The sequence below is a fragment of the Pontibacillus chungwhensis genome (assembly GCF_030166655.1).
Lineage (GTDB): Bacteria > Bacillota > Bacilli > Bacillales > BH030062 > Pontibacillus.
Map to the genome: position 1 here is coordinate 2,970,146 of NZ_CP126446.1, position 26,298 is coordinate 2,996,443.

Below are 26,298 nucleotides of genomic sequence, written 5' to 3' on the forward strand. Positions count from 1 at the left end.
TCTCCCCTTACTTACTGATTGCGGTTACGATCGATATGAGCACTCCATTCCCCTATAGCAGCCTTTTGCTGATCAAATAACTCAGAAATACCGCCTTGGGCCAGCTCAATCATTTTCTGAAGCTGTGGATAAGAGAAAGTGGCTTCTTCACCAGTTCCTTGCAGTTCTACAAACTCTCCATTCCCTGTCATAACCACGTTCATGTCAACTTGAGCTTCGGAATCTTCCACATAACAAAGATCTAATATCTCTTCTCCTGTAGGCAAAACGCCAACTGAAGTCGCTGCAAGGTAGTCTTTAATAGGTAGTTTCTTAATTGTACCCTGTTTTACAAGCTTACCAAATGCAAGAACCATGGCAACAAATGCACCAGTAATAGAAGCCGTTCTGGTTCCTCCGTCAGCTTGGATTACATCACAATCTACCCAAAGTGTTCGCTCTCCAAATTGCTCAAGGTCCACAACAGCTCTTAAAGAACGACCAATTAAACGTTGGATTTCCATTGTACGGCCTGTCACTTTACCTTTTGAAGATTCTCGTATATTTCGTTGCTGGGTTGCTCGAGGAAGCATCGCATACTCAGCTGTTACCCAACCTTTTCCCTGACCTCTCATAAAAGGAGGAACGCGGTCTTCTATGCTTGCATTACAAATTACTTTCGTTTCACCAACTGTAATTAAGACAGATCCTTCCGGGTGCTTTACATAATCGGTTTCTATATGTACCTGTCTTAACTCGTTTTCTTTTCTTTCATCCGTTCTCATGTTTCGTCCTCCTTCACTTAATCCTAGCTCATCTTAACATATTTCAGAGCAAAAGTTTACTTTAAAACGACAAAACCAAGGCTTCTGAACGCTTTATAAATAGTTTGATAAGCACGAAAAAAGAGGCTTGTTTTATGCCTCTTTTTTCATATCTAGTATGCGCCAAAAGCGAGAATTAAAATCGACCTGTATTTACCATTTCAGGGCGCGTCACAGGTTTTGTGAACGCATTTCCTTCTTCATCATAGATTTCTTCAAAATCTTTTACTTTAACCGAGACCGCTTCGACATCATCTCTTTCCGTTAAGGACAATACTAGGGAATCCATAACCTTCTTCGAAATGACGGACTGATCTTCGAAGTTACTTAATACGTTTTCATTAAATGTGAGGGAAAGGACACCATCCTCTACAGTTGGCTCTTCCGTTAATTGAACCCCATCATTAAATACGTTTAACAGATCCCCTTTATACCCTGGGCCATTTACTAGTGTTTCAATAATGGTTGCGTAGTCGCTTTCAGAAGAACCTTCTACACGCTTTGTTACAGGAACATAGTAAAATTGGTCGTCATGTTGAGCAGGATAATAAACAGTTACAGAACGACTGTTAGAAATATCAGCAACATCCCCTGTTTCGAGGTTGATGCCGTTCGCTCGGGAGTATCCACTAGAAAGTGGCGTATTATTAACTGGCATAACATCAGTATCGTATCCGTTAATTTGCAACTTAATGCGATCAACATTCTCGAACTGTGTAAGGGTGTACGTCATTGATTCTAAAATTTTGATTTCATCCTCTGGACGGTATTCGATAAAATCCTTAGATACATCCACCACAAGCGTACCATCATCTAATATATCAAGACCATTGACCTCCGTTCCAGCAGGCAAGACTGCTTGAAAACCACTTGGCAAGAAGTCTGTGACAGGACCACCTTTAACAAGGTATTGTAGCACTTGTTTAGCTACATCATTGGTCTCTGGTTTTGGCAGAGGCACCGTTTGAGGAACGACCATGCCATTCTCATCTAGTAAGTACAGCTGGCGAGCCACTGTTTCTACTTTAATAACATCTGAGTTATCCGTTTGTCCCACATTTACACTTTCTTCTGTTGCCGCTGCCTCCCCTTCTACATTTTCCTGCTTAGGTTTATCCATTTCTTCTAATGATTGCTCCCCTTGAAAGACACACCCTGATAATAGAGCGACGCTAGTGACAAGACTTCCGCATAATAAAGCAGCACGCTTCCGCATGTTTTCCCCTCCTATGATGGTTTGTACTACTATATATACGAGCTATCAACTAAATTAGACCAACAAAAAAGCCTACTCTTTTAAAAGAGTAGGCTTTGGTCATTTATTCACCAAGTGAGATTGTTTCTATGTGGGAAATGTGGTCTTCAAACCATGAGTTTGCGATATCACCGAATAGTTTCGAGTCACCGGTGGTATAAAACTTGTGGTTCGGCACACGGTCTCCTTCATACAATCTACCGTAATAATCGAGTATGACACTCACTTCCTGGGCTGTTTCGTCCCCTGAGGATATGATAGTGATCTCATCCCCCATAACCCGATGAATTGTATCTTTTAACAAGGGATAATGGGTACATCCAAGAATAAGCGTATCGATGTGATTTGCTTTTTTCATTGGTTCTAATGTTTCTCTTACAACGTGCAGAGCTTCCTCCCCGCTAAAGAGCCCTTGTTCGACAAGGGGGACAAATGGCGGGCACGATAATGCATTGACCCTTATATCTGGATTGATATGTTGAAGGGCATTTGCATAAGCTTTGCTCTTTATGGTGCCTTCTGTTCCGATTACTCCGATATGTAAGTTCTTAGATACTTTGATGGCTGATCGGGCTCCTGGTTGAATGACACCAATAACCGGTATATCTAACTGTTCTTTTAGTTGTTGCAAAGTAAAAGCTGTTGCTGTATTACAAGCAATTACAAGCATTTTAATCTTCTTCATTTGCAAAAAACGAACCATTTCCCAGGTGAAGTTTATTACTTCTTCCTTAGGTCTCGGTCCGTATGGGCATCTTTTCGTATCCCCTAAGTAAACAAATTCTTCTTTTGGCAGTTGGCGCATTAACTCCTTTGCTACCGTTAAACCGCCTACTCCTGAATCAATAACCCCAATTGGTTGGTCCAACTCTATCGCCTCTATTCGCTCTTGTTGCTTTTTTCTTGTTGTTCTACATCCTTCATTTCTGTATGCATGCGCTGCAAAAACCCTTGCAATTGATCAACTTCCTCATTAGAAAAACTACGAAGAACCTGATCTAAATATGCCTGTCTCTTGTTAATTACTTCTTGAATAATGGATTCTCCTTTATCAAGGAGGTGAATAAGAACAACACGCCGATCCTTTGGATTACGCACTCGTTCAACCAGCTCATTCTTTTCCATCCGATCAATGAGGTCTGTGGTTGTACTGCATGCAAGATACATCTTATTCGACAATTCACCGATCGTCATATCACCAGATTCAAGAAGCCATTGCAAAGCAACGAATTGAGGAGGTGTTATAGGGTAATGGTTTAAAATTTCTCTTCCCGTTTGTTTAATGATGCCAGAGATGTGCCTTAGTTTCTTCTCCACATCTGCAATCTTGACTTCTGTCGTCGTAACCTTGTCCAACTTGTTACCTCCCGAGAGTCCTATTAGTATCATCCTACATTCATTGTTACGGTTTTCGAAAGAAATTGCAAGAATAAAAGCCGACAAGGCTACTCTGTTAAAAGTGCTGTAATATAAAATAAATACCGACCTTCCGAAGAAAGTCGGTACATTTTAGAGTTTAAGCTCCCCCATGCGAAGAAGCTCAATAACAGCCTGCGAACGCCCCTTAACGCCCAGCTTCTGCATAGCATTCGAAATGTGATTACGAACAGTTTTCTCTGAAATGAAGAGTTCCTGAGCAATATCCTTTGTGGTCTTGTCTTGCACTAGCAATTCGAAAACTTCTTTTTCGCGTTTCGTGAGTAATTGCTTCGGCTTATAGTCTTTTTCCTTCAAGCGCTAACCCCTCCTTGCTAACTTAGAGCTGCGGTTCGAAGGGTATTTATTTAGTCTTTACATCGTATGAAAGAAAAGATGAAGCTGTGCCACACAGACATTCCACTTTTTACTTATTTTTCAACTTTGAGAGATTAAACCAAGTTCCTTCGCCCGAATTAATGCTTCCGTACGTGAGCGAACCTCAAGTTTACTAAATATACCTGTAAGTGTGTACTCCACACTCCTTTGTGACATATGTAAATTTTGCGCAATATGCTTATTGGTCAGTCCTTTTGAAACTTCAATTAATATCTTTTGTTCTTTCTCATTAAGAGATAACGAGCTGGCATCGCCTTCCGAAGAAATGTGCTGGGTAGTAGCCTCGGCTCTTCTTAATTGTTTAAATAGATGCAACGGCACGACCACTTCTTCACGTAAAGCACAATGAATGGCTGTTACAAGCTGGTCTTTCGTTGCTGTCTTACTCACAAAGCCAGATATGTTCGATTCCACTAATAGATTAAAATGTGTACTAATATCAAACCCTGTATAAATCAATACTTTCATATCTGGATAGGTTGTCTTCACCCGCTTCGCAAGCTCTACTCCATTTAACCCTGGCATGTATAAGTCCAACAGTAATACATCATACGCATGTTCTTTAATTTGGTGTTCAGCTTTCAAACTGTCAGAGATGACTTCCACTTCCATATCGGCTTCCTGCTCTAGCATTGCTTTAGTGCCCATACCAACAGCAGGGTGGTCATCAACAATCAAAATGTTAATCATATAAACCGTCCCCTTCGTGATTTGCTGCATTGAAAAATGTAATGTTCATTTGGAATCCTTGCTTAGGAGCTGATTGTATACTCATTTTCCCATTTAAACCGTTCACTCTTTGTTCAATCCCTGATATCCCCATATGAGAGTAGGTTTCCATTCGCTTATTCGGGTTAATTCCTACTCCATTATCCTCGTAAATCAACTTCACATTTGAACTTTCACGGTATAAAAGAATAAATACCTGATCAGCCCTTGAGTGTTTCATTGCGTTCGTTAACAATTCCTGAACAATCCGATAAATACCAAGCACATACTGACTATCCAATTCAATCTGGAAGTCTCTTGAATCAAACGTTACCGTATAGTTAGAGCGAAGCTGGTATTGGTGAATTAAATTTTGCAACGAAGGCACAAGGCCCATTTCCTCTAAGAAAGGTGGACGCAATTCGTTACAAGTTTCTCGTATCAGATGAATATTATCGAGCAATTGCTCCTTGAAATTAAGCATATTATCTTTTACAACGGGTTCCATTGAATAATTCCGATTGACGAAATCATCCATCTGCCTGTAAAGATACAATTGTTCTTGCAGAACGGTATCGTGGAGGTCGATTGCAATTTGTTGACGCTCATTTTCAGCAAGAGAAAAAAGCAACCTCGATAACCAGGCTGGATAATTTTGCTGACGATCGTTCTTTACGTGCTGAAGTTCTTGAAAGAGGTCCTCAATCAGTAACAAATTCTCATGGGCGATATTGGTGTTATAAGAAATCGTTTGTAGGTAGCCTTTTTCATCTAGATTTAACTCTGTTCGATTTGGCTTCTCTGAAATATACAGATAGGTAATCTTACTAACCGTGTGACCGATCACAAGCACGTATCCTTCATGATCCTGCAGTTTTACTAAATTTCCAATATCACTTAACACGGGCTTCGACTTCTCCACACACTCTTCCATCAAAGGGAGTGGCACCTCTTGATACAAACAGAAATAGTTTGAAATTGTATTCTGAGAGAATATATATACTTCTTTTAAATCCAATACATCTAACAGTTCTCGCTTTAGCCTCTTAAACAACCCCACCGCTTCTCGTTCTTTCTTCATTTCGTGTATAAAGCGCTGTAGGCTTTGGTGATAGTTTTTCTTCTCTGAGAATAGATTTCTTTGGATCTGAAAATTAAAGATCTCTTTCACATAAAGGAAAATTACCAAAACAATTAAAATTCCAAATCCTAATTGCAGAAGATTTTGAATGGAGAAAGGATAATCAATTACCACTCCAACCAGCACGACAATCAACACCGTCGGAATCAAAGAAGAATAAGCATAATACCGTATCCGTCCCATTACAAAATCAATGTCTAATAATCGTTTCGCCGTAATCAGATAGATAAACGTAAACGGCATGACTACAAGAAACAAAGCGCTCGCTTCGCCTGACATCACCTGGAACCCGAATAAATAGTTGGGTAGCATAAACAAAAGGATAAATGGCGTAAAGGACATGAATAAACCAACAAGCATGTACTTTAGAATAGGGGCATATTCAGTCTGCTTATAACGTTTATACCCGATGATAATTAACGTTAATGCTATGCAAGTGAATGTAATAAACAATATTGAAATAAATTGAGGGTACCAGTCAGGGTAATAACCACTCAGCAAGCAAGCCGCCTCATAAGCAACAACAATAAAGGCAGCAATTTTCATCCAATTGTATACTTCAGATGCATACCACCTGCTTTTTAGCTCTCTGAAATAGCTGTCTACGAAATGTAAGAGTAATGCAGGCCCCATTAGCAACGTTACCGTATTGACTAAAGTAGAGATCGTGTCCCCTCTAGCAGAACCGCTACCAGATAAGTAGGCAAGGCCAACAGTCAAGAAGAATAATATAAGCCTGTTACCTGATTCATCATGCTTTTTATGAAACAGAATAAACATGGAAAGGAACAGCATGATTAACATAAATGAAGAAGGAAAGAGGATATAGAATAACCACTGGTCAAGGCTAACCTCATTTTCAATTTTAGAATACTTGACAGGTATACTTCCAGGGGCTTTAATGGTAATGCTATCTGCTTTTTCTACATTCTCATAGATTTGAACAGTAGGATATTTACTTGTCTCCATTCCGTTAACATCCACGACCCTGCTACCAATCTTTATATCTTGATTAGCCGCCCAGCTATGTTTTTCAACCTCCACCACTTCCCACAAATCCATTTCATTTTTTTCTACATTAATGCCTATATAAGGAATTTTTAGTATCACCATAATCAAATAGGCAGAAAGCAGAGTGAAGAGAATTGGAAAGAGATAGCGATAGATTCCTCTTAGAAATTTATTGTTCTGTATCATAAAGTACCCTCTATTTATGTATAGTTTTGAATTCATTATCGATCGTTCAGCCTTTTTCTAATTAACCTTATCGATAATCATACAAAGGAAATTACCCTTTTGCAACCGACGGAGAAAGTTCATACGCATTAAGTATTTCCCGGGGAATCGACACTGGTTTCCCGGATCCAGCATCAATTTGCACAATTCGTCCCCTGCCTGTTAAACAAACATCACCTTCTTTATTTCTCACTAAATAATGAAGGTCATAGGAAGTGTTGCCTACATAATTGATTTTAACAGCCACCGAAAGAACATCATCAAAGAAAACTTGCTTGTGATAATCACACTGAAGATCAGCAGCAACTGGAATGCTGTTTGAATCATCTGTTTCTACTTGAAAAGCCCCGACCGATTTTAGGAATTCAATACGCGCTTCTTCAAAATAGGTAAAGGGAACTGTGTTATTCATATGGCCAAATAAATCAGTCTCTGAAAATCGGACCTTCGTTTTTATAGAAAACGTAAACTCTTCTAACCACTTCTTGGAATCTTCTACATAGGAAACTCTTTTCATTGATTGTTCCTCCCCGTGTCTTTTCTTAGCAAAACAAACTCCTGCAGCTTTAACAGCTGCAGGAGTTTGCATTTCATTCTGATCATTCTTAGTTTACTTCATGGTCACTGCCAAAGAAGCTCTTAAAGGAATGTAAAGCTGTCTCTCTATTCATGGAAGCAATCGATGTTGTTAGCGGAATGCCCTTCGGACAAGATTGTACACAGTTCTGTGAGTTTCCACACTCCGCAAGTCCACCTTCGCCCATTAATGCTTCTAAGCGTTCATTCTTATTCATAGATCCTGTCGGATGAGAGTTGAACAGACGCACTTGGGAAATAGCCGCCGGACCAATAAAGTCAGACTTACTATTTACATTTGGACATGCCTCTAAACATACACCACAAGTCATACATTTAGACAGCTCATACGCCCATTGACGTTTGTTTTCAGGCATGCGAGGGCCTGGCCCTAAATCGTACGTACCATCAATCGGTACCCAAGCTTTCACTTTCTTAAGGGCATCGAACATACGGCTACGGTCAACCGCAAGGTCTCGCATAACAGGGAAAGTAGACATCGGCTCAAGACGAATCGGCTGCTCAAGCTGATCGACTAGCGCTGTACAAGATTGGCGAGGCTTGCCATTAATCTTCATAGAACAAGCACCACAGACCTCTTCTAAGCACCCCATATCCCAATAAACAGGCGTTGTGTCTTCACCATTTGCGTTAACCGGATTTCGTCGAATTTCCATTAAGGCTGAAATAACGTTCATATTCTGACGATACGGAACCTTAAATGTTTCATCATAAGAAGAAGATTCCGGATCATTCTGCCTTTTAATAATAAAGGTGATTTGTTTTGTTTCACTCATGTTTATTTACCCCCTTTACTTTTAGAGTAGTCTCTCTTACGTGGTTGAATGTGAGAGATATCCACGTCTTCATAGCTAAATACTGGGGCGTTCTTCTCTTGATCATAACTTGCCTTCGTCGTTTTAAGCCATTCTTCATCGTTACGCTCTGGGAACTCAGGTTTATAATGAGCTCCGCGGCTTTCATTACGATTTAGGGCTCCGATGGTAATAACACGCGCCAACTGAAGCATGTTTTGAAGCTGACGGGTAAACATAGCACCCTGATTACTCCAGCGCGTCGTATCATTAATGTTGATATCTTTAAAACGCTCTTGAAGTTCTTGAATTTTCTCATCGGTTTTACGAAGTTTTTCATTTTCACGTACAACCGTTACATTATCTGTCATCCACTCGCCTAGTTCTTTATGAATTTGGTACGCGTTTTCTGTACCTTTCATATTCAGAATAGCCTCAAACTTCTCTTCTTCTTCTTTTAACTTATCATCAAATAGTTTAGAAGAAACGTCTTCAGCAACTTTGTCTAAGCCATTAATGTATTGAACAGCTTTCGGTCCTGCTTCCATTCCACCAAAGATGGAAGATAGCAATGAATTAGCCCCAAGACGGTTCCCACCATGTTGAGTAAAGTCACATTCACCAGCTGCAAATACGCCAGGAATGGTCGTCATTTGATCATAATCCACATACAGTCCACCCATAGAGTAGTGAACGGCAGGGAAGATCTTCATCGGTACTTTACGAGGATCGTCACCGACAAATTTCTCGTAGATCTCAATGATTCCGCCAAGTTTAACATCTAATTCTTTTGGATCCTTATGAGACAGATCCAGGTAAACCATGTTCTCACCATTGATACCTAGTTTTTGGTTTACACAAACATCAAAGATTTCACGTGTTGCAATATCACGAGGCACAAGGTTTCCGTAAGCTGGATACTTTTCCTCTAGGAAATACCATGGCTCACCATCTTTATAGGTCCATACACGACCACCTTCACCACGAGCAGATTCACTCATGAGGCGCAATTTATCGTCCCCAGGAATGGCTGTTGGGTGAATTTGGATGAATTCACCATTCGCATACACAGCTCCTTGTTGGTATAGAGCTGATGCTGCTGAGCCTGTATTAATTACAGAGTTTGTAGACTTACCAAAGATAATTCCAGGTCCACCTGTTGCGACGATCGTCGCGTCCGCTCTGAAGGCTTTAATCTCGTGGGAATTTAGGTTCTGTGCCATAACCCCACGACTCACACCTGATTCATCAATGATGGAGGAAAGGAATTCCCATCCTTCATATTTGGTAACAAGACCTGCGACTTCATGGCGTCGAACTTGTTCATCTAGTGCATATAGTAACTGTTGTCCTGTTGTTGCTCCGGCATAGGCTGTACGGTGGTGTTGCGTACCCCCGAAACGTCTGAAGTCCAATAATCCTTCAGGCGTACGGTTAAACATAACACCCATACGATCCAGCATATGAATAATGCTTGGTGCCGCGTCACACATTGCTTTTACAGGAGGTTGATTGGCAAGGAAGTCCCCGCCATATACTGTATCGTCAAAGTGCTCCCAAGGAGAATCCCCTTCCCCTTTCGTATTTACAGCACCATTAATTCCGCCTTGCGCACAAACAGAGTGAGAACGCTTAACAGGTACAAGGGAAAGTAAGTCCACGTGTACACCGGCTTCAGCGGCTTTAATTGTTGCCATTAGTCCAGCGAGTCCCCCGCCTACGACTACGATGTTTTGATTACTCATTTTTAATGCTCACTCCCTTAATTTCTTTCCAAACAATCTATTTCGTACATACGTTTAAACAAATGCTAAAATAGCTGCTACCCCTACATAACTTAATGCGACAAAAATCGCCAACGTTACATACGTAGAAATACGCTGTGAACGAGGGGACATTGTAATTCCCCAGCTTACTAAGAATGACCATAAACCATTGGCGAAGTGGAATGTTGTCGAAACAACACCGATTATGTAGAACGCAACCATAAACGGATTAGATAAAATATCTGCCATTAAGGAAAAGTTTACTTCTTCTCCAAATGCAGCTTGAATTCGCGTCTCCCATACGTGCCATGTTACAAAGATAAGCGTAATGATTCCTGAAATACGCTGTAGATAGAACATCCAGTTACGGAAATAACCATATTGGTTTACGTTATTCTTAGACGTAAAAGCAATATAAACTCCGTAAATGGCATGGAAGTAAAGAGGAATGAAAATGATAAATAACTCTAATACAATACGGAACGGAAGACTTTCCATAAAATGAGCCGCATCGTTAAACGCCTGTTCCCCTCTTGTTGCGAAATGGTTCACAACTAAGTGTTGGAGCAAGAAAACTCCAACTGGAATAACCCCTAGTAATGAATGTAACCTGCGATAAAAAAACTCTCGATTGCCTGCCATGTGTGACGTTTACCCCCCTCGAATAGTATGTAACTTATAGTTGCACAAACTTTTCAGACAATAAAGCGCTTTACTAAACCCTTAAAAAAAGGAAACAAATTCGAGTCTTCCTTGATTTATCTGAAAAAAATGCACAATTTATGTCACGTTTATTGTACTTCTATCCATGGTGAGCGTCAAGAAAACATGTTCATAAAATGGTGAATTATGGTGTGTTCCTTTTCTCTCTTCTCTCTATTTTTTAGACTTTGCCCGATTTTGAAAAGAACATATTGCAGAGAATCTTGCCCCCTGCAATAATATAAAAAGAGAGAGGATGAACCTAAATGAATGAACAAATTGCCAACTTATTCGATGAATACAGCGATGTACCCTCTTCCCTGATCGGCCATGAGGTACTGAGAAATCAACTTTTACCAGATTTACTGGGGAAAGAGAAAGACACAATTTTATATTTCATGGGAAAAAGTTTAGCCCGAAAATATCCTTGTCACACGATTGATGAGGTCGGAACCTTTTTCGGGGCAATGTCCTGGGGAGTGCTTTCTTTAGAGAAAGAAAAAAAGAAAGAGTATAAATTTACTCTTTCAGGTGACTTAACTCAAAAAAGATTAAAGTACAAAACGCCTTACAACTTTCGCTTAGAAGCCGGCTTCATAGCTGAACAAGTAACATTATTACAAGGAGTATCCGCCGAATGTGCCTATGAATGTCTCCATAAAAAGAAGTCCGTTACCTTTACGGTGATGACGACGTAACCCATTTGTACAGAGTAATATCACTATAAACGGGATCAAACAAAGGATCAGACGTAAACTTTTTTACAGCCGTGAAATCAGTGGTATCCATCCCCTGTTGGATAAAGCCTTGAACTACCCGGTCTGTAACGTAGACCGTTTTTCCTTGTTTCAGTTGATTACTGGCATCTTCTTTAAATAAAGCATACGTTTGAATCTTTTGAAACGATTTAGAAACTCCTACATATTGAAGGACACGCTCTTCTTCCCACGTATATATTTTTAAAGGCTCAGATTGCTGTTCTACATAGTTCGCCAGTTGATACGTAGCAGGTAACTCCGTTGCCTGCTTATGTACGTAATATCCACCTATCCCTGTATTCATCAATAGAAGAAGCGAAACCACCCCTATTTTGCGTTTCCCTCCCCCTTTTAAGAGGTGTACCAACAATAAAATCACGAGGATCACTACCGTCGGTAAGATATGTCTTGGCTTGTCTACATTTTGCGCGAAGAAAGCCCAGAACGTATAAGCTGTTCCCAAACTCCACCACAACTTTTCATAGAGCACAGAGGATGGCCCACGGAATAAGGAAAGGACTAGCACCCCATATAATATCAGGATTAAAACCGAGTGAACCGAAAGACCAGTCCATAAGATATTCGTCCAAATAAACGTCCATACTCGAGTTATAAAGGGGGCTTGTTCTGTAGCAATAGAACCACCCCAACCTGTAAAATGCCCTTCAACAAACTTTGTAGCTATAAACTGAAAACTGTCTATCCCACCCACCGAAAGGATTAAAGGATAAACCCATAAGAATTGAAACAAGAACGCTATCCCAGCCTGTTCTAGTACATGTCCGAGTCCTTTTTCTCTCAGCCTTTTGTACCACAATAAAAGGATTCCTACACAAAAAGGTAAATAAGAGAGACGCACCCCCATCAAGAGACTGAAAAGAGCAAGGGGAAGAAGATCATATCGATACCGCCCCCTCTCAAGAGCAACCATAAGCCCCCATATGTACCACCACAAAATCGTAAAAGCAGTCCCTTCAGACATAGGAGAGGCAATGATAATCGTTAAAAATGGAATGGATTGAGAGAAAGCGACAGCAATAAGCGCTTTAGAAATAGTCAAATACCTTCTATAAATGAACCACATGGGAAGTAATGAGGATAAGGAAAACAGACTGTTCCAAAGAGCTAAGGAACGCGCAGGGTCTTCTACCCAGAGATTCACAAGCATTCCACCCAATATAAAATAAGGGTATCCAGGAAAATGGGGTTGCATATCTAAGAGATTATAGCTTTGCACCCCTAAAGCAAAATCAACCGCGTCCCAGCTTCTAGCGAATGCACTGCTATATAGAATACGAAACGATAATATGGCTATTAAGGATAAAAGGGCAAAACCGATATAAAATTTTTCACTAAGGCATAATTGTTTATTTTGCACATGGTTCACTTCCTACGTTAGATACGAAAAAACCCGCTCGTATGGCGGGTTTTACAAGTACGTTATAGAGAGGGTCAAGCTACTGTTTGATCCACTGTTTTCGTTTTTTTCTTTCTAAATAGCGTGATTTCCTTTGCATGCCAGATATTGGCGCCAATGATAAAGACAAAGTATAACCAATAGGCTGCAATTTGTTCGACAGTTGGATTATGGCTATAACCAAACATAGCAGCCATAAATAAACCGATCTGACCACTGATCATCACGTCACCGCCGGTGTCTCTCTCAAAATGAACCTCATCTTGATAGTGTTCAGGCATGAATTCTACGATATTATAAACAGCTTTGGGCGTTCCTTGAACCGTTTCGTACACAGATCCCATCTTCCCAAGGTCTTGTAACATGCCAATTCCTTGAACCAATAGTCCAGCGGCAATAAACATGATTAGGACTCCTGTAACTCGGAAAAAGGTTTTTAAAGAGAACTTCATTGTGCCTGTGAAGAATAGATAACCTAATATTAACGCAAGCATTAAGCCGCTAAGAGCTCCGTAGCTAGTGAATACATCTTGAATTTCTCCCCCGCTTATGGCCGCAAAGAAGAAGACTGTTTCTACACCTTCACGAAGAACAATTAAATACGTATGCAATACAAGGGCCGTTACACTACCAGCTGTGACAGCAGCGTTAATCTTTTTCTGCATATCTCCGTTTACATTCTTTGATTCTTTCTTCATCCACATAACCATGTGGCTAAGTAAGATGACAGAAGCAAACATAATCCCTATTTTTAAATAAACTTCAGACCCAAAGCTAGCAAAGCCAGTAAAGATAACTTGGAATAATAAAGCTACTCCGAAGCTGCTTAGTAAAGCAAAGAATACACCAGCAAATACCCAAGGATGATATTTCTTAGCATCCAAACGTGTTAAATAACTTAAAATGAGCCCGACGATCAATATGGCTTCTAACGCTTCTCTCAGTGTAATCAGAAAGGCTTGAAAATCCATTATTGTTTCCCCCTCTATGCCTACTCCTTCTTGCGGTTTTTCGTGCGATTAAAGACAATTAATAGGATAAATAATCCAACAAGTCCTATGGATAACCACTTCCAAATTGGATTGGATTCCCCGTCTTCACCACCGAAGATCCCTAAGTTTTCTTCTGTTAGGTTCGCATCATCATCTTCTTGGGCCGGAACTGGAAATGCTTCCGTTAAAGACGTATTGATTTCGTTAATTTCACGATCAAATGTTTCCTGATCACTTTGTTGATCTCCGATACCAAACAATCCGGGATTCCCTAATGATTGCAAGGCCTCGTCGAAAGATTCATAAATGGATTGAACCGCTTCTTCCCCTTCATCTTCCTTATAGGTAGGCTTTAACACATCAAACGTCCCTCGCGCTTTAGCGAGCAGCAATTTGGCCTGACCATAATCCTCAAATTGTTCTTGTGCAAAATGAAGACGGCGCTCCACGTTTAAACGTAATGCTGTTCGATAACTTTTTAACAACAATTCTTTATCTTTATTGTCGAGCGCTTCTTCTATGTAAGGAACGGTTTGTTTAAAATATAAATCAAATTCTTTATTATACGTATCTATGACTTGCTCGGCTTGATCCCACTTATCAGCATCCACGTATTGTTTTACTTCTTTATAAGCTTCGGCAAATTTCTCTTCACCGGGGTCCCCATAAGAGTAAGCAGCTGTATTAGTTGGATCCATAATGATGAAACTCAGTGTAAGCGTTATGATGGAAATGATAATCTTTTTCATTTGAGACCTCCTACGATAATGATAATGATTATCAACGCTATAGTCAAGCAGAGATAAGCAATTTTTTTGACTAATCGATCTCTTTCATTTTTTAAGTCGACCATTCCTTTTTCAAAGAACATACAAAAGGTGGCTCGGAATGTTATTATCCAAAGCCACCTTTTGGTATCCTTTTCTTACTATGTTACGTCCACTCTTCATTTGTCCCAGGCTTTTTCACCGGAGAAGGGTGTCGCTTCATTTCACGATAAATCGCCGGTAATACAGAGCTCATATAAGCTTTGAATTTAATGAAAGATTCACCCTTTTTCCGTACTTGATATTCAATCGGAATTTCTTTCATGCGGAATCCTTTTCGGACAATATTAAGCGTGACCACCTGGGCATAGTTGTAATCATGAATAATTTCAGCTTCTTGCATGACCTCTTTAGAGAATGCCCTCATTCCAGATTGGCCATCATAAATCCATCTCTTTAATAACAAGGATTGGAGGAACGTGAAAGCATAATTGCCTAAGCGGCGGTGTAATTTCATTCCTTCGATGTTGCCGAGAAAGCGAGAACCCATCACATAGTCTGCTTGATTATTTAAGATCGGTTGGATGAGATCAGGTATTTGTCGACCAGGATACTCTAGGTCTGCATCAATCATAACCCCAATATCTGCTCCTAGCTCTAAAGAACGTTTTAGCCCTTGTCTGACAGCAGCCCCCAAACCTTGATTGGTTTCATTCCGGTAAATGGCATCCACGCCTGCTTCTTTAGCCAATTCAATCGTGTTATCTTTTGAACCATCATCAATGAGGATGATCTTCACTTCTATGTTCTCTCCCATTTGTCGTGGAATGGTATGAATCATTTCTTTAATGCAGTCTTCTTCGTTGTGAGCAGGTAAAAATACCACGACTTTCTTCATGAAGACAGATCCTCCTTCTTACTTTGAGTCAATACTTCTCCCCTGGAATGGTCTGGATATGGTGCTCCAAGTAAATGGGCAATAGTCGGTGCCATCGACACAAGACTGTGTTTTTTCTCTACTCGTTTTCCCTTTTCAATGGTCGGACCAGTCATAAAGAAAGGAACAAATCGCTCCCCTTCATCTAAGTGGCCGTGTCCACCAATTCCATCGGCTTGGCCATGATCAGCACAAACCATTAACGTTGTATTTTCCATATACCCTTGTTCTGTTAACCACTCCACATAATCTTGGACAAGCTTATCGGTTTCTTCGATTTTTTCAATATAATCATCATACAACACACCACGACTGTGACCGGTTTGGTCTGTACTAATCAGTTGCATGATAAACAATTCAGGGTTTTCTGTCTCCATAATGTGCTTCCCTTTTTGGACAATATTCTTATCTGCAACGTCATTATGCATAACGGCCGTCACTGTATCTACATCATCCCCGAAAGTATCTACGAGATGTGCAATTCCTAATAAACGCCCCTTCTTATCGACTTTACGTAAAGAATCAAAAATACTTTCTGTTTGAGCCCCGAGCTTCCACACCATATTGCTTTGGATTTTATGCTCAAAAGGATAGGTACCTGTAAACATGGAGGTAAAACAAACCACCGTCCGAGCAGGATAAACGGTTTCCATTTGGGTGTATTCCGTCCCTTGTTGTTTCAATGAATCAAGAAATGGTGTATGAGCCGCCTCGAATCGGTCTTTCCTCATTCCATCTATGACTATGACAATGACGCGATCATTCGGTGACTCCATGGGTTGTTCATAATGTTCTTGCGTATACGTTTCATAGGGTTTTGGTTTCCAATCAAATAAGTAATGATGCAATATCCAAGTAAAGAGGGCTGTTCCAGCATAAAATAAGATCAATTGATATAGATCAGTAATGCTCAACCCGCCTGTGTCCAAGTGTTGAAACGTGTACTCCCAAATTCCTAGCAGAAGAATAAATTTAGGGATTTGCTCTTGTGCATTTCCGCTTGTAGAATCACTATTCTTTAATACAAGCTTCCAAAATCGTGTGAAATTCCACCATGTTGTTCCGATTCGCATATGATAATAAAAGGTTCCCCAAAAGAAAACCGTAAAGAAGAAATAAATCCCTAAGGCTAATAACCATAGTGACAAATAACTGCTCTCAAAAATCATTAAAAATCCCACAACCGGTATCCATAAATAAGATCGTAAAAGCAACGGGAAATCAAAATAATAGAATAAGGCTAGTAACGGTAAAACATACATAATGCTAATGGCTAATGCCCCTGCGGAAGTATTTAGATCAAAGAGATGATACAAAAACATTGTGCCTATAACAAAAATAGGAGTGAACGGTTTACCTTCATTTAATAAATTCCATCCTCTAGCTGCGATTTTTTCAAAAGATGATGCTTGTTTCACTAGTTTATTCCCTCCCTTTAAACCATGTTTTTACTACGGAGAACGATACAGGTGTCAGATAAAAACTGATCAGACCTGTAACGTAAGCATAAATAAATTTAAATACGTGTGTAACAACTGCAATAGCATACCCTGTCTCAATCGGAAGACCTACAAATGTCAGCGCATAGCTCTGTACACTTTCATAGCCTGCTATATGACCAGGAGTAATTTGAAATACACCACTTACAACTGCAACAGACGTTGCCCAAACGGACTCAAAAAAACCAAGATCCTCTACAGTAATCCGTCCCACACTATAAATAATGAATCCTTCAAGAATCCAACTCATCACTATAAGTCCAAACAAAAGAACACCTTTTTTGGAAAGTAGTGTTGAGGAAAAGTGACTGAAGGATGTTAGAAAACGTTTATTTAAAATTTTCTTCAAACGAAAGGGGAGCAGCAAAGCAAGAACAAATAGGATTCCTACCGTTGTAATCCCTATATAGAACAGCGTATTCATATATAGATATGTGCCGATGGCCGCAAGAAGAAATAGACCCCCAAGATCAAGGACTCTCATGGCCACTACACTACTCACACTCTTCTCCCAACTAAACGACTTCGTCCCTTTTAAGACACCCGCTCTCACTGCATCCCCTGTTTTAAAAGGTAAAATATGGTTCATGAAAAGAGCGTAATGAATTCCTGACCAATATGGAAGGAGACTCCCCTTTTCATTCACATATTCTCGCCATACAAATGCTTTAATCCAAAATGAAAATGCATAGGTTAGCACCATTACCATTAACCAAACAGGAGAGGCTAACAGTTCTTCCGCTACTTGTAGAACCGTATCAAATGAAAAATAATGAATGGTTAGGTACACAAATAGTCCTGCTAATAAAACACCAGCTATTCGAATCATCCATTTAAGAATTCGCTTACCTTTCATGACGAATAAACCATTGGACTGTTTTTCTCAGCCCTTCTTCAAAGCTATGTTTAGGCTCATACCCTAACAATCTTTTAGCTTTCGTGAGATCAGCCCACGTTTGTTTCACATCACCTAATCGAAAAGGGGCATGGTTTACTTTCATATCAGGAAAGATTTCTTTTAGGGTTTGGACAAGTTCTTCGATCGTAATGGGATTTCCAGATCCAATGTTATAAATCTGATTCCCCTTACTATGTGCTAGTGCTAACCGCATTCCGTCTACAATATCATCGATATAGGTGTAATCCCTGGCTGTCCCACTTCCAAATACGTCTATAGATTCTCCTTTAAGGTTCGCCTGAATAAACTTTGGAATAGCCATATCAGGTCGCCCCCAAGGCCCATAAACGGTGAAATAACGAAACACGGTCAACTGGAAACCATAGACGTGCTGATACATATGCGCATATGCTTCCCCACTTACCTTTGCTGCTGCATATGGGGACATAACCGTTTGGATCGGTAAATCTTCACTCATCTCTCCGTCCCTGTTTCCATAGACCGAAGAAGAAGAACCAAATAAAACATGAGGAATGCCAGCTTCTCCAGCCATTGTTAAGACATTAATCGTTGCCTTAATATCCTCATCTACATATTCTAATGGTTGTTCAAATGAGTACGGGACTCCAGGAAGAGCTGCTAAGTGAAATACAGCATCAAAGGATTGATGAAAAATCGGTGCACAACTTTCTTTATCTAAAAGATCATTTTCGCAAAATGTGAGATTTGCGTAACTAAATATGCGATCTAATTGTTCTTTTTTACGTTTATAATCATAATAGGGATGAAATTTGTCGATGATGGTTACTTTGTGTCCATCCTGCAGTAAAGACTCAGCTAAGTGGGAACCAATAAATCCTGCCCCACCCGTTAGTAGTACGTTCATATTCTCACCTCATCAAGACATCTTGTTCATTTTATCACAATTGGACTAGGTTTCGAATAGGGTCTTCATTCATAGAAGTGTCCAAATAAAAAACCTGTAACTTATATCCAAGTTACAGGTTTTTTCCCGTGTGATGGTAAATCTGAGAAGATTATTGTACGAGTTTGTCTAAAGTAGAGACAATCTCTTGACCAATTTTTTCTGCTTCTTCAGCATTCTCGTTGCTTATAGCCTCTAACCACGATTCTGCTTTTTGAAGTGTTTCTTTCGTTTGCTCTTCTCCGAGTCTTTCATTCATGGACATTTCAATGGCTTTCGTAAACATATTCGCTTCAAGTGCTTCCGTACGAGCTTTTGTAATATTTCCTTCTTTAGTTTCTTCAACTGCTTCACTATGATAACCTTTGATTTTTCCTACAAAAGCTTGAACAAATAAGTCATTGACCTCACTAGCTTTAATTGTGCTTGGTTCTGTTTGATCCAAGCTGAATAACGTATTGATCTGTTCAGCAGCTTCTTTGTCGCCTGAAGATAGTGATCCTTTTATAGCCTGATAGAATCCCCATGCTTCTGCTTGCTCAGCTGTTAGTTCATCATCCGACGCACCTTCACTCGCTGCTTTCTCAATCTTTTCCGCATAGGATTGAGCCGCTAAGAAGTAACTGCGGTAAATGGATTTGTCTGTGATTTGCTTATAAACTCCATAATCATCAACATTTCCTTCTTGAATTGCTTCTTGTTGAGTCGTTAAGCCGGCATTAATATTCTGTTCAAGACTAGAGTCCCCTTCTAGTTCATAGTAGCTGTCACGCTTAACTGCAGTTGGGATAAATACTTCATTAGCAAGGAATTTTAGTTGATCAAACTGTTGTTGGGCTTTTTCTTTCGTGCCTTCTTCTAACTCTTTAGCAATGTCGCCATGCATACTCTTTTGTTTCTGATAGAAATAAGACTGCGTCGTTTTATCAATGATTTGTCGGGCTGCATTTTGTTCTAAAGACCCATCTTTTCCTGCTGCAATAGCAGCTGTGATCGCCTGGTCAAACTCACCATTTACGCTTGTTAAAACAGGCTGAAGATCTGAAGTATACGTTTCCTTAATCATGTCCCAGTTTACTTCTTGGTCTTCTTTCATCTTATCTAACTCAGCTGTAATATCTTTATAAGCCTGAACCTGATCTTCAATTGATGCAGTTTCGGCTTCTTGATTCTGTTCTTGTTCCTGATCTTCTTGCTCTGTATCTTGGGCCTCTTCTTGTTGATCAGAATTCGTACCTTCTGTTTCATCTTCCCCTTCGCTATCACCAGCACACCCCGCTAATACTAGTGAAAACGATAACCCTGTGAACAATAGTGTTTTCTTAAAGCTAAATGGCATATGTAGTCCTCCCAAATGAAAATGATTTTCAGTATTATGTCATGTTTTATTCTATAGAGAACGATTCTCAATGTCAATGAGAATTTATTTCAATTATTAAAATTAAAGTGTCGAAACCATGAAGGTGCAAAATTGAGATAATGTTTCCGTTAGCTTTGGTTTGATCACAAGATGGTTTTAGAAATGAACGCTTTCCACTTAGCCAATTAACAACTTTAACAATGCCATTATATAAAAATGGCTCTTCCCCAAACAGAGGAAGAGCCTTGTCACTTATTGATCTATTCTAATGTTTCCTCTTCAACTTCTTCATCCTCTGGTTGGTTGAGGTGCTCGAGAATGGTTTGAGCTAATGGTTTCGGGACTCCTAGTTTGGTTAGATCCTCTATTTCTGATTCTTTGATATGTCTAACAGATTGGAAATGGCGTAACAGAAGCTTACGCCGCTTTTCTCCGACTCCTGGTATCTTATCAAGTTCAGATTGGATAGCGCCTTTTCCACGTAATTGACGATGGAAGGAAATAGCGAATCGGTGCACCTCATCTTGCACACGCTGGATGAGATAAAACTCTTGCGACTGACGGTCCATCTCTACAACTGCAGGTGGGTCACCGTATAGCAGTTCACTCGTTCTGTGCTTATCATCTTTGGCTAAGCCACATAGCGGGATATCAAGACCTAACTCATTTTCGAGCACTTCTGTTGCAGCAGACATTTGACCTTTCCCACCATCAACGACAATTAGATCGGGCAAAGGTAAACCATCTCGGATAACCCGTTTATATCTTCTTCTTATGACTTCACGCATCGTATCGTAATCATCTGGACCTTCGACGTCCCGTATCTTATATTTTCGATACTCTTTCTTTTCCGGTCTTCCATCAATAAAGACCACCATAGCAGAAACTGGATCTGCCCCTTGTATGTTTGAGTTATCAAACGCTTCTATGCGATGAGGCGTTTCAATATTGAGCTTTTCTCCAAGTTCTTCTACAGCCTTAATGGTTCTTTCTTCATTCCGTTCAATGAGAGAGAACTTTTCTTGCAGGGCGATTTCAGCATTTTTCATCGCCAATTCTACAAGTTCTTTTTTCCGGCCTCTCATTGGAATGGTAACGTCGACCTCTAGTAATTCCTTAAGAGCCTCTCGATCAGCTCCTACCGGAACGAGCACTTGCTTTGGTTTCGGATGATTCTGGTGAAGGTAGAATCGACCGATGAAGCTTAGGAATGTCTCTTCTGCATCATCAAAAAACGGGAAAATCGAAACGTCTCTCTCAATAAGTTTACCTTGACGTACAAAGAACACCTGAACGCACATCCATCCTTTATCATAGGAATATCCGAATATGTCACGATCAACTTGATCATTTAACGTCATCTTCTGCTGTTCCATAACAGATTCAATATGTTGAATTTGATCGCGTAGCTCTTGAGCCCGCTCAAAATCTAAGTCTTCAGAAGCTTTGTACATTTTTGATTGAAGATCTTGTTTGATCTCTTTAAAACCTCCACTGAGAAAACGGGCAATCTCATTTACAATATCTTGATTCTGTTGTTTCGTCACCGTATACTCACAAGGTCCGAGACATTGGTGCATATGATAGTAAAGACAAACCCGATCAGGCATCGTATTGCATTTCCTTAATGGATACAAACGATCAAGCAGACGTTTCGTTTCTCGCGCTGCAATTACATTTGGGTATGGACCAAAGTATTTGCCTTTATCTTTTTTTACTTTTCTGGTAACAATTAAGCGGGGATGTCTTTCTGCAGTAATTTTTAAGTAGGGATATGTCTTATCATCCTTCAATAAAACATTGTATTTAGGGTCATACTTCTTAATTAAATTCATTTCAAGAATAAGTGCTTCAATCTCAGAAGAAGTCACGATATACTCGAAGTCCACAATTTCTGTTACGAGGCGCTGAGTTTTAGCGTCATTGGCTCCTGTAAAATAGGAGCGAACACGATTCTTTAACACCTTTGATTTTCCTACATAAATAACGGTCCCATGCTTGTCTTTCATTAAATAACATCCAGGCTGATCTGGAAGGACAGCGAGTTTTTCTTTGATGTTATCAGACACGTTTCATCACTCTCCCAAACTACAAAACGATAGTTACAACCCTTCTTCCCTATTATGCCTCCCACTTAACACCATGAATGTGCCGCGAGAAATCATCCAATAGGTATCTATTATTGAAAAAAACAGCCTGATCGCTCAGGCTGTTTTTAAGTTACGCTTATGCGTGTTTGTTTACTAATTCTACAAGTTGCTCTTTTGGTTGGAAACCAACAACTTGGTCAACGACTTTACCGTCTTTGAAAAGAAGTAGCGTTGGGATACTCATAACACCGAATTTCCCAGCTGTTTCTTGGTTTTCGTCAACGTCTAGTTTAACGATTTTTACTTGGTCGTTCATTTCAGCATCCATTTCTTCAAGAACTGGAGCGATCATTTTACAAGGTCCGCACCACGGAGCCCAGAAGTCTGCTAATACTAAACCTTCGCCTGTTTCTTGTGCGAAGTTTTGATCAGTTGCATGTGTTATAGCCATACATGTATTCCTCCTCAATTGCATCTAAATCGAATATGGTTAAAGTATACCACTTCAACAATTCTCTGGCTAATCATCTGTTTGTAATTAGCTTCTCCTTCTCTCATCCATTTATGCGTAAATGAATGCTACGAAAGGGAAGAGGTGCCACTTACAAGCAGCACCTCAAGAATTGTTTATGCATTTACTTTAATTTGTTTAATCTCTTCTGTCAATTTAGGCACTACATCAAATAGATCTCCAACGATTCCGTAATCAGCTACGTTAAAGATATTTGCCTCAGGATCCTTATTAATCGCCACAATGACTTTTGAATTTGACATACCCGCTAGGTGCTGTATAGCTCCTGATATACCGCAGGCAATATATAAGTCTGGGGTAACGACCTTACCTGTTTGACCAATTTGTAGCGAGTAATCACAGTATTCTGCATCACATGCTCCGCGGGAAGCTCCAACAGCCCCACCTAACACTTCTGCAAGTTCTTCTAAAGGTTTGAAGCCGTCCTCGCTTTTCACGCCACGGCCACCTGCAATAATAACATTTGCCTCTGAAAGATCGACCCCTTCAGAAGTCTTACGAATAATGTCTTTAATGACCGTTCGTAAATCTTTAATATCGACCTCTTTAGCCGTAACCTCTCCTGAACGACTTTCATCACGATCAAGGGCTTTAATATTGTTAGGACGAATCGTAGCAAAGATTAAACCATCTGTGATAATCTTTTTCTCAAAAGCTTTACCAGAGTATATTGGACGAGTAAATACAATGTTCTCTCCGGTCTCTTCGATATCTACCGCATCTGAAATGAGACCGGTTTCAATTTTGCTTGCAAGTTTTGGAGTTACGTCTTTCCCAATCGCCGTATGCCCCATCACGATTCCTTCAGGTTTCTCGTCATCAATAACAGCCATAAGTGCTTGGCTATATCCTTCTGACGTATAAGATTTTAGCTGGTCACTTTGAACAGTTACAACTCGATCTGCTCCGTAATAAACCAGTTCTTTCCCCATTTCTGTTAAGTCATCTGAACCACATAATACCCCTACAATTTCTCCGCCATCACTCATCGTTTTAGCCGCTGCAATGGCTTCAAATGAAACGTTACGTAATGCCCCTTCACGAACTTCTCCAATTACTAGTACTTTGCGACTCATAAAGATTCCCCTTTCGTTGACAATCGATTTATAGTACTTTCGCTTCGTTTTGTAATAATGAAACAAGTTCTTTCACTTGATCGTCGATCTCACCTTCTAATACTTTACCAGCTTCTTTTTCAGGTGGAAGATAAATTTCGATCGTTTTTGTTTTTGCTTCTACATCATCTTCTTCAAGATCTAAATCATCTAATTCTAACTCTTCTAAAGGCTTTTTCTTCGCCTTCATAATACCAGGTAAAGAAGGATACCTTGGTTCATTTAAGCCTTGTTGACAAGTTACAAGTAACGGTAGAGATGTTTCTAGCTTTTCAACATCCCCTTCTACATCTCGCTCGATTTGAGCTTTGTCGCCATCCACAGTAATTCCTGTAATCGTTGTGGCACAAGAGAAATTCAAACGCTCAGCCAAACGTGGGCCTACCTGACCACTTGCTTCATCAATCGCAACGTTTCCTGCTAGAATAAGATCTGCTTCTTTATCTTTAAAGAAAGCTTCCAGAATCTTCACCGTTGTATATTGGTCTCCTTCTTCAAGATCTTCTTCTGTATTAATAAGGACGGCTTGGTCTGCTCCCATCGCTAGTGCTGTGCGAAGTTGCTTTTCAGACTCTTCTTCACCAATCGTAACGACTGTAACTTCCCCGCCGTGTTCATCCCTCAATTGAATGGCTTCTTCAATCGCATATTCATCATAAGGGTTAATAATAAATTCTGCTCCTTCTTCTTCAATACGTCCTCCGTCAATCTGAATCTTCTCTTCCGTATCAAATGTTCGCTTCATTAATACATAAATGTTCATGATATAACCTCCTAAGACTATTGATCTTTAAAGTTTGGTTGACGCTTTTCAATAAAGGCTTTTACGCCTTCCTTGGCATCCTCATTTCCGAATACCTTTCCAAATTCCTTTGCTTCTTCTTGTTGGCCTTGCTCGTAAGTAGAAGTAAATGTATGCGGGATTAATCGCATAACAGCTTCAATAGATGGGCCACTCTTAGCAGCCATTTTCTTTGCTAGTTTCATAGATTCCTCTTCTAAAGCATCAAATGTAACCGCTTTATTAGCAAGCCCAATTGAATAAGCTTCTTTACCAGTAATCGGTTCCCCTGTAAGAATCATTTCATAGGCTTTGGCACTTCCTACATAACGAGGGAGACGCTGCGTTCCTGCAAATCCAGGTATGATCCCTAATGAGAGTTCAGGTAAACCAAGCTTTGCATCTTCTGTCACAATTCGCATATGGCAAGACATAGCAAGTTCTAATCCGCCTCCGAGGGCTGCTCCATGGATGGCTGCAATGACTGGCGCCCTGAAATGTTCTATACGCTGAAAGAGCAGTTGTCCTTCACGACCCAGATTGCTTAAATCTTCCTGGCTCTGAAAGGACGTAAATTCCTTAATGTCCGCTCCAGCTGAGAAGAATTTCCCTTCCCCTTTTATCACTACAGCTTTTAAGGAAGGATCTGCCTCAATCTCATCAAAAGCTGAGGCAAGATCTTTTAAAATATAACTTGCTAATGCATTAGCTGGTGGGCTTTGAATCGTAATGACGGCCACACCATCTGTGGATTCTAACTGTAAATAATCCATATAACGCTCCCTCCTAATCTTACTTAGCATGTATAGTAAGTCCATGAATTAATAGTTCATGCACTTCTTCAGCTTGATCGGTCAGGCTGTACTTCTGATCATTCATAACCCAATTCGTCACCGTCTCATCTAATGTACCAAAGACCATTTGACGAACGAGACGCAAATCAAGGGATTCATGAAAAAGTCCTTCTGCCTTTCCATCCTCTACGATGTGATCAATGACTAAGAGGTATCTCTTTAGCACATCGTTAATCTTTAAACGTAAATCTTTATTTGATTGTCTTAACTCTAACTGCGTAACGATTGCTAAATGGTGATCTTCGGATAGCAACCCGTAATGAGTTTTAATCATTGCAAGTAGCTTCTCTTTAGCATTCGACTTTGTTTTTATATCTTCCTCTATTTTTTCGATAAATTGCCCCATTTTTTCTTGGAACAATGAAACGAGGATGTCTTCTTTATTCTTAAAGTAAAGATAAATCGTACCATCAGCCACTCCGGCTTTTTTGGCGATTTTAGAAACTTGCGAGGAATGATAGCCATTTTCGGCGATGACCTCTACTGCTGCATCAATAATCTGTTTGTACTTTGGTCGATTTTTGTTCATGTGGATCCCCTAACTATGCTTTGTAAA

At 40.0% G+C, this 26,298-nt stretch carries 26 protein-coding genes; 1 reads left to right on the forward strand and 25 read right to left on the reverse strand.

The genetic code is table 11. From position 1 onward, the window contains the following. Positions 1–11: 11 nt before the first annotated feature. The 11 genes from rph to QNI29_RS15520 all read right to left on the reverse strand — a co-directional run bounded on the left by rph (position 12) and on the right by QNI29_RS15520 (position 10,757). Complete coding sequence (gene rph, locus QNI29_RS15470) at positions 12–764, reverse strand: ribonuclease PH (RefSeq protein WP_231417376.1); 753 nt, start codon at positions 762–764, stop codon at positions 12–14. Between the two features lie 175 nt (positions 765–939). Then, entirely contained in the window at positions 940–2,019 is a 1,080-nt protein-coding gene (locus tag QNI29_RS15475; RefSeq protein WP_231417377.1) for a GerMN domain-containing protein, read from the reverse strand. Between the two features lie 103 nt (positions 2,020–2,122). Continuing rightward, the gene (racE, locus tag QNI29_RS15480) at positions 2,123–2,926 is read right to left on the reverse strand and encodes a glutamate racemase (protein ID WP_231417378.1); all 804 of its coding nucleotides are present in this window, start codon (positions 2,924–2,926) and stop codon (positions 2,123–2,125) included. Between the two features lie 11 nt (positions 2,927–2,937). Continuing rightward, on the reverse strand, positions 2,938–3,414 hold the full coding sequence (locus QNI29_RS15485; RefSeq protein WP_370635463.1) for a MarR family winged helix-turn-helix transcriptional regulator: 477 nt from the start codon (positions 3,412–3,414) through the stop codon (positions 2,938–2,940). A gap of 153 nt (positions 3,415–3,567) precedes the next feature. After that, the gene (locus QNI29_RS15490; RefSeq protein WP_036784583.1) at positions 3,568–3,792 is read right to left on the reverse strand and encodes a helix-turn-helix domain-containing protein; all 225 of its coding nucleotides are present in this window, start codon (positions 3,790–3,792) and stop codon (positions 3,568–3,570) included. Between the two features lie 120 nt (positions 3,793–3,912). Further along, on the reverse strand, positions 3,913–4,563 hold the full coding sequence (locus QNI29_RS15495; protein WP_231417380.1) for a response regulator transcription factor: 651 nt from the start codon (positions 4,561–4,563) through the stop codon (positions 3,913–3,915). Beyond that, entirely contained in the window at positions 4,556–6,919 is a 2,364-nt protein-coding gene (locus QNI29_RS15500; protein WP_284526559.1) for a sensor histidine kinase, read from the reverse strand. Before QNI29_RS15500 ends, QNI29_RS15495 begins: the two co-directional genes overlap by 8 nt. Positions 6,920–7,010: 91 nt before the next feature. After that, the gene (locus QNI29_RS15505) at positions 7,011–7,475 is read right to left on the reverse strand and encodes an acyl-CoA thioesterase (RefSeq protein ID WP_231417382.1); all 465 of its coding nucleotides are present in this window, start codon (positions 7,473–7,475) and stop codon (positions 7,011–7,013) included. Between the two features lie 88 nt (positions 7,476–7,563). Then, positions 7,564–8,331, reverse strand: coding sequence for a succinate dehydrogenase iron-sulfur subunit (sdhB, locus tag QNI29_RS15510; protein WP_231417383.1), 768 nt, complete (start codon positions 8,329–8,331; stop codon positions 7,564–7,566). A 2-nt stretch (positions 8,332–8,333) separates the two neighbouring features. Next, entirely contained in the window at positions 8,334–10,094 is a 1,761-nt protein-coding gene (sdhA, locus tag QNI29_RS15515) for a succinate dehydrogenase flavoprotein subunit (RefSeq protein WP_231417384.1), read from the reverse strand. 54 nt (positions 10,095–10,148) lie between these two features. After that, a complete protein-coding gene (locus QNI29_RS15520) occupies positions 10,149–10,757 on the reverse strand; it encodes a succinate dehydrogenase cytochrome b558 subunit (RefSeq protein WP_231417385.1) in 609 nt (202 codons plus the stop codon). 326 nt (positions 10,758–11,083) lie between these two features. Between QNI29_RS15520 and QNI29_RS15525 the strand changes: the two genes are divergently transcribed. Beyond that, the gene (locus QNI29_RS15525; protein ID WP_231417386.1) at positions 11,084–11,515 is read left to right on the forward strand and encodes a DUF2507 domain-containing protein; all 432 of its coding nucleotides are present in this window, start codon (positions 11,084–11,086) and stop codon (positions 11,513–11,515) included. Here QNI29_RS15525 and QNI29_RS15530 read toward each other — a convergent pair. From QNI29_RS15530 to QNI29_RS15595, 14 genes are all read right to left on the reverse strand, one after another. After that, positions 11,496–12,953, reverse strand: a complete 1,458-nt coding sequence (locus QNI29_RS15530) for a nucleoporin-interacting protein (protein WP_231417388.1) — start codon at positions 12,951–12,953, stop codon at positions 11,496–11,498. The genes QNI29_RS15525 and QNI29_RS15530 overlap by 20 nt on opposite strands. Before the next feature lie 74 nt (positions 12,954–13,027). Further along, the gene (locus QNI29_RS15535) at positions 13,028–13,963 is read right to left on the reverse strand and encodes an FTR1 family iron permease (protein WP_231417389.1); all 936 of its coding nucleotides are present in this window, start codon (positions 13,961–13,963) and stop codon (positions 13,028–13,030) included. A gap of 20 nt (positions 13,964–13,983) precedes the next feature. Beyond that, a complete protein-coding gene (locus tag QNI29_RS15540; RefSeq protein ID WP_231417390.1) occupies positions 13,984–14,733 on the reverse strand; it encodes a hypothetical protein in 750 nt (249 codons plus the stop codon). Positions 14,734–14,917: 184 nt separating this feature from the next. Continuing rightward, a complete protein-coding gene (locus tag QNI29_RS15545; protein ID WP_231417391.1) occupies positions 14,918–15,649 on the reverse strand; it encodes a glycosyltransferase family 2 protein in 732 nt (243 codons plus the stop codon). After that, positions 15,646–17,106 (reverse strand): alkaline phosphatase family protein, encoded by a 1,461-nt coding sequence (locus QNI29_RS15550; protein WP_231417392.1) that lies wholly within the window; start codon positions 17,104–17,106, stop codon positions 15,646–15,648. The genes QNI29_RS15545 and QNI29_RS15550 overlap by 4 nt, the downstream gene beginning before the upstream one ends. Positions 17,107–17,110: 4 nt before the next feature. Then, positions 17,111–18,043 (reverse strand): lysylphosphatidylglycerol synthase transmembrane domain-containing protein, encoded by a 933-nt coding sequence (locus tag QNI29_RS15555; RefSeq protein ID WP_231417393.1) that lies wholly within the window; start codon positions 18,041–18,043, stop codon positions 17,111–17,113. Next, positions 18,033–18,971 carry an NAD-dependent epimerase/dehydratase family protein gene (locus QNI29_RS15560; protein ID WP_231417394.1) on the reverse strand — a complete coding sequence of 313 codons (939 nt, stop codon included), beginning with the start codon at positions 18,969–18,971 and terminating at the stop codon, positions 18,033–18,035. The genes QNI29_RS15555 and QNI29_RS15560 overlap by 11 nt, the downstream gene beginning before the upstream one ends. A 151-nt stretch (positions 18,972–19,122) precedes the next feature. Next, entirely contained in the window at positions 19,123–20,349 is a 1,227-nt protein-coding gene (locus tag QNI29_RS15565) for a hypothetical protein (protein WP_231417395.1), read from the reverse strand. A 281-nt stretch (positions 20,350–20,630) separates the two neighbouring features. Then, on the reverse strand, positions 20,631–22,439 hold the full coding sequence (uvrC, locus tag QNI29_RS15570) for an excinuclease ABC subunit UvrC (protein ID WP_231417396.1): 1,809 nt from the start codon (positions 22,437–22,439) through the stop codon (positions 20,631–20,633). Positions 22,440–22,596: 157 nt separating this feature from the next. Continuing rightward, positions 22,597–22,911, reverse strand: coding sequence for a thioredoxin (gene trxA / locus QNI29_RS15575; RefSeq protein WP_036784544.1), 315 nt, complete (start codon positions 22,909–22,911; stop codon positions 22,597–22,599). Between the two features lie 176 nt (positions 22,912–23,087). Next, positions 23,088–24,068, reverse strand: a complete 981-nt coding sequence (locus tag QNI29_RS15580) for an electron transfer flavoprotein subunit alpha/FixB family protein (protein ID WP_231417397.1) — start codon at positions 24,066–24,068, stop codon at positions 23,088–23,090. Between the two features lie 28 nt (positions 24,069–24,096). Further along, complete coding sequence (locus QNI29_RS15585) at positions 24,097–24,870, reverse strand: electron transfer flavoprotein subunit beta/FixA family protein (protein ID WP_231417398.1); 774 nt, start codon at positions 24,868–24,870, stop codon at positions 24,097–24,099. 17 nt (positions 24,871–24,887) lie between these two features. Continuing rightward, positions 24,888–25,661 carry an enoyl-CoA hydratase gene (locus QNI29_RS15590; protein ID WP_231417399.1) on the reverse strand — a complete coding sequence of 258 codons (774 nt, stop codon included), beginning with the start codon at positions 25,659–25,661 and terminating at the stop codon, positions 24,888–24,890. 19 nt (positions 25,662–25,680) lie between these two features. Beyond that, on the reverse strand, positions 25,681–26,271 hold the full coding sequence (locus QNI29_RS15595) for a fatty acid metabolism transcriptional regulator FadR (protein WP_231417400.1): 591 nt from the start codon (positions 26,269–26,271) through the stop codon (positions 25,681–25,683). Positions 26,272–26,298 lie beyond the last annotated feature (27 nt).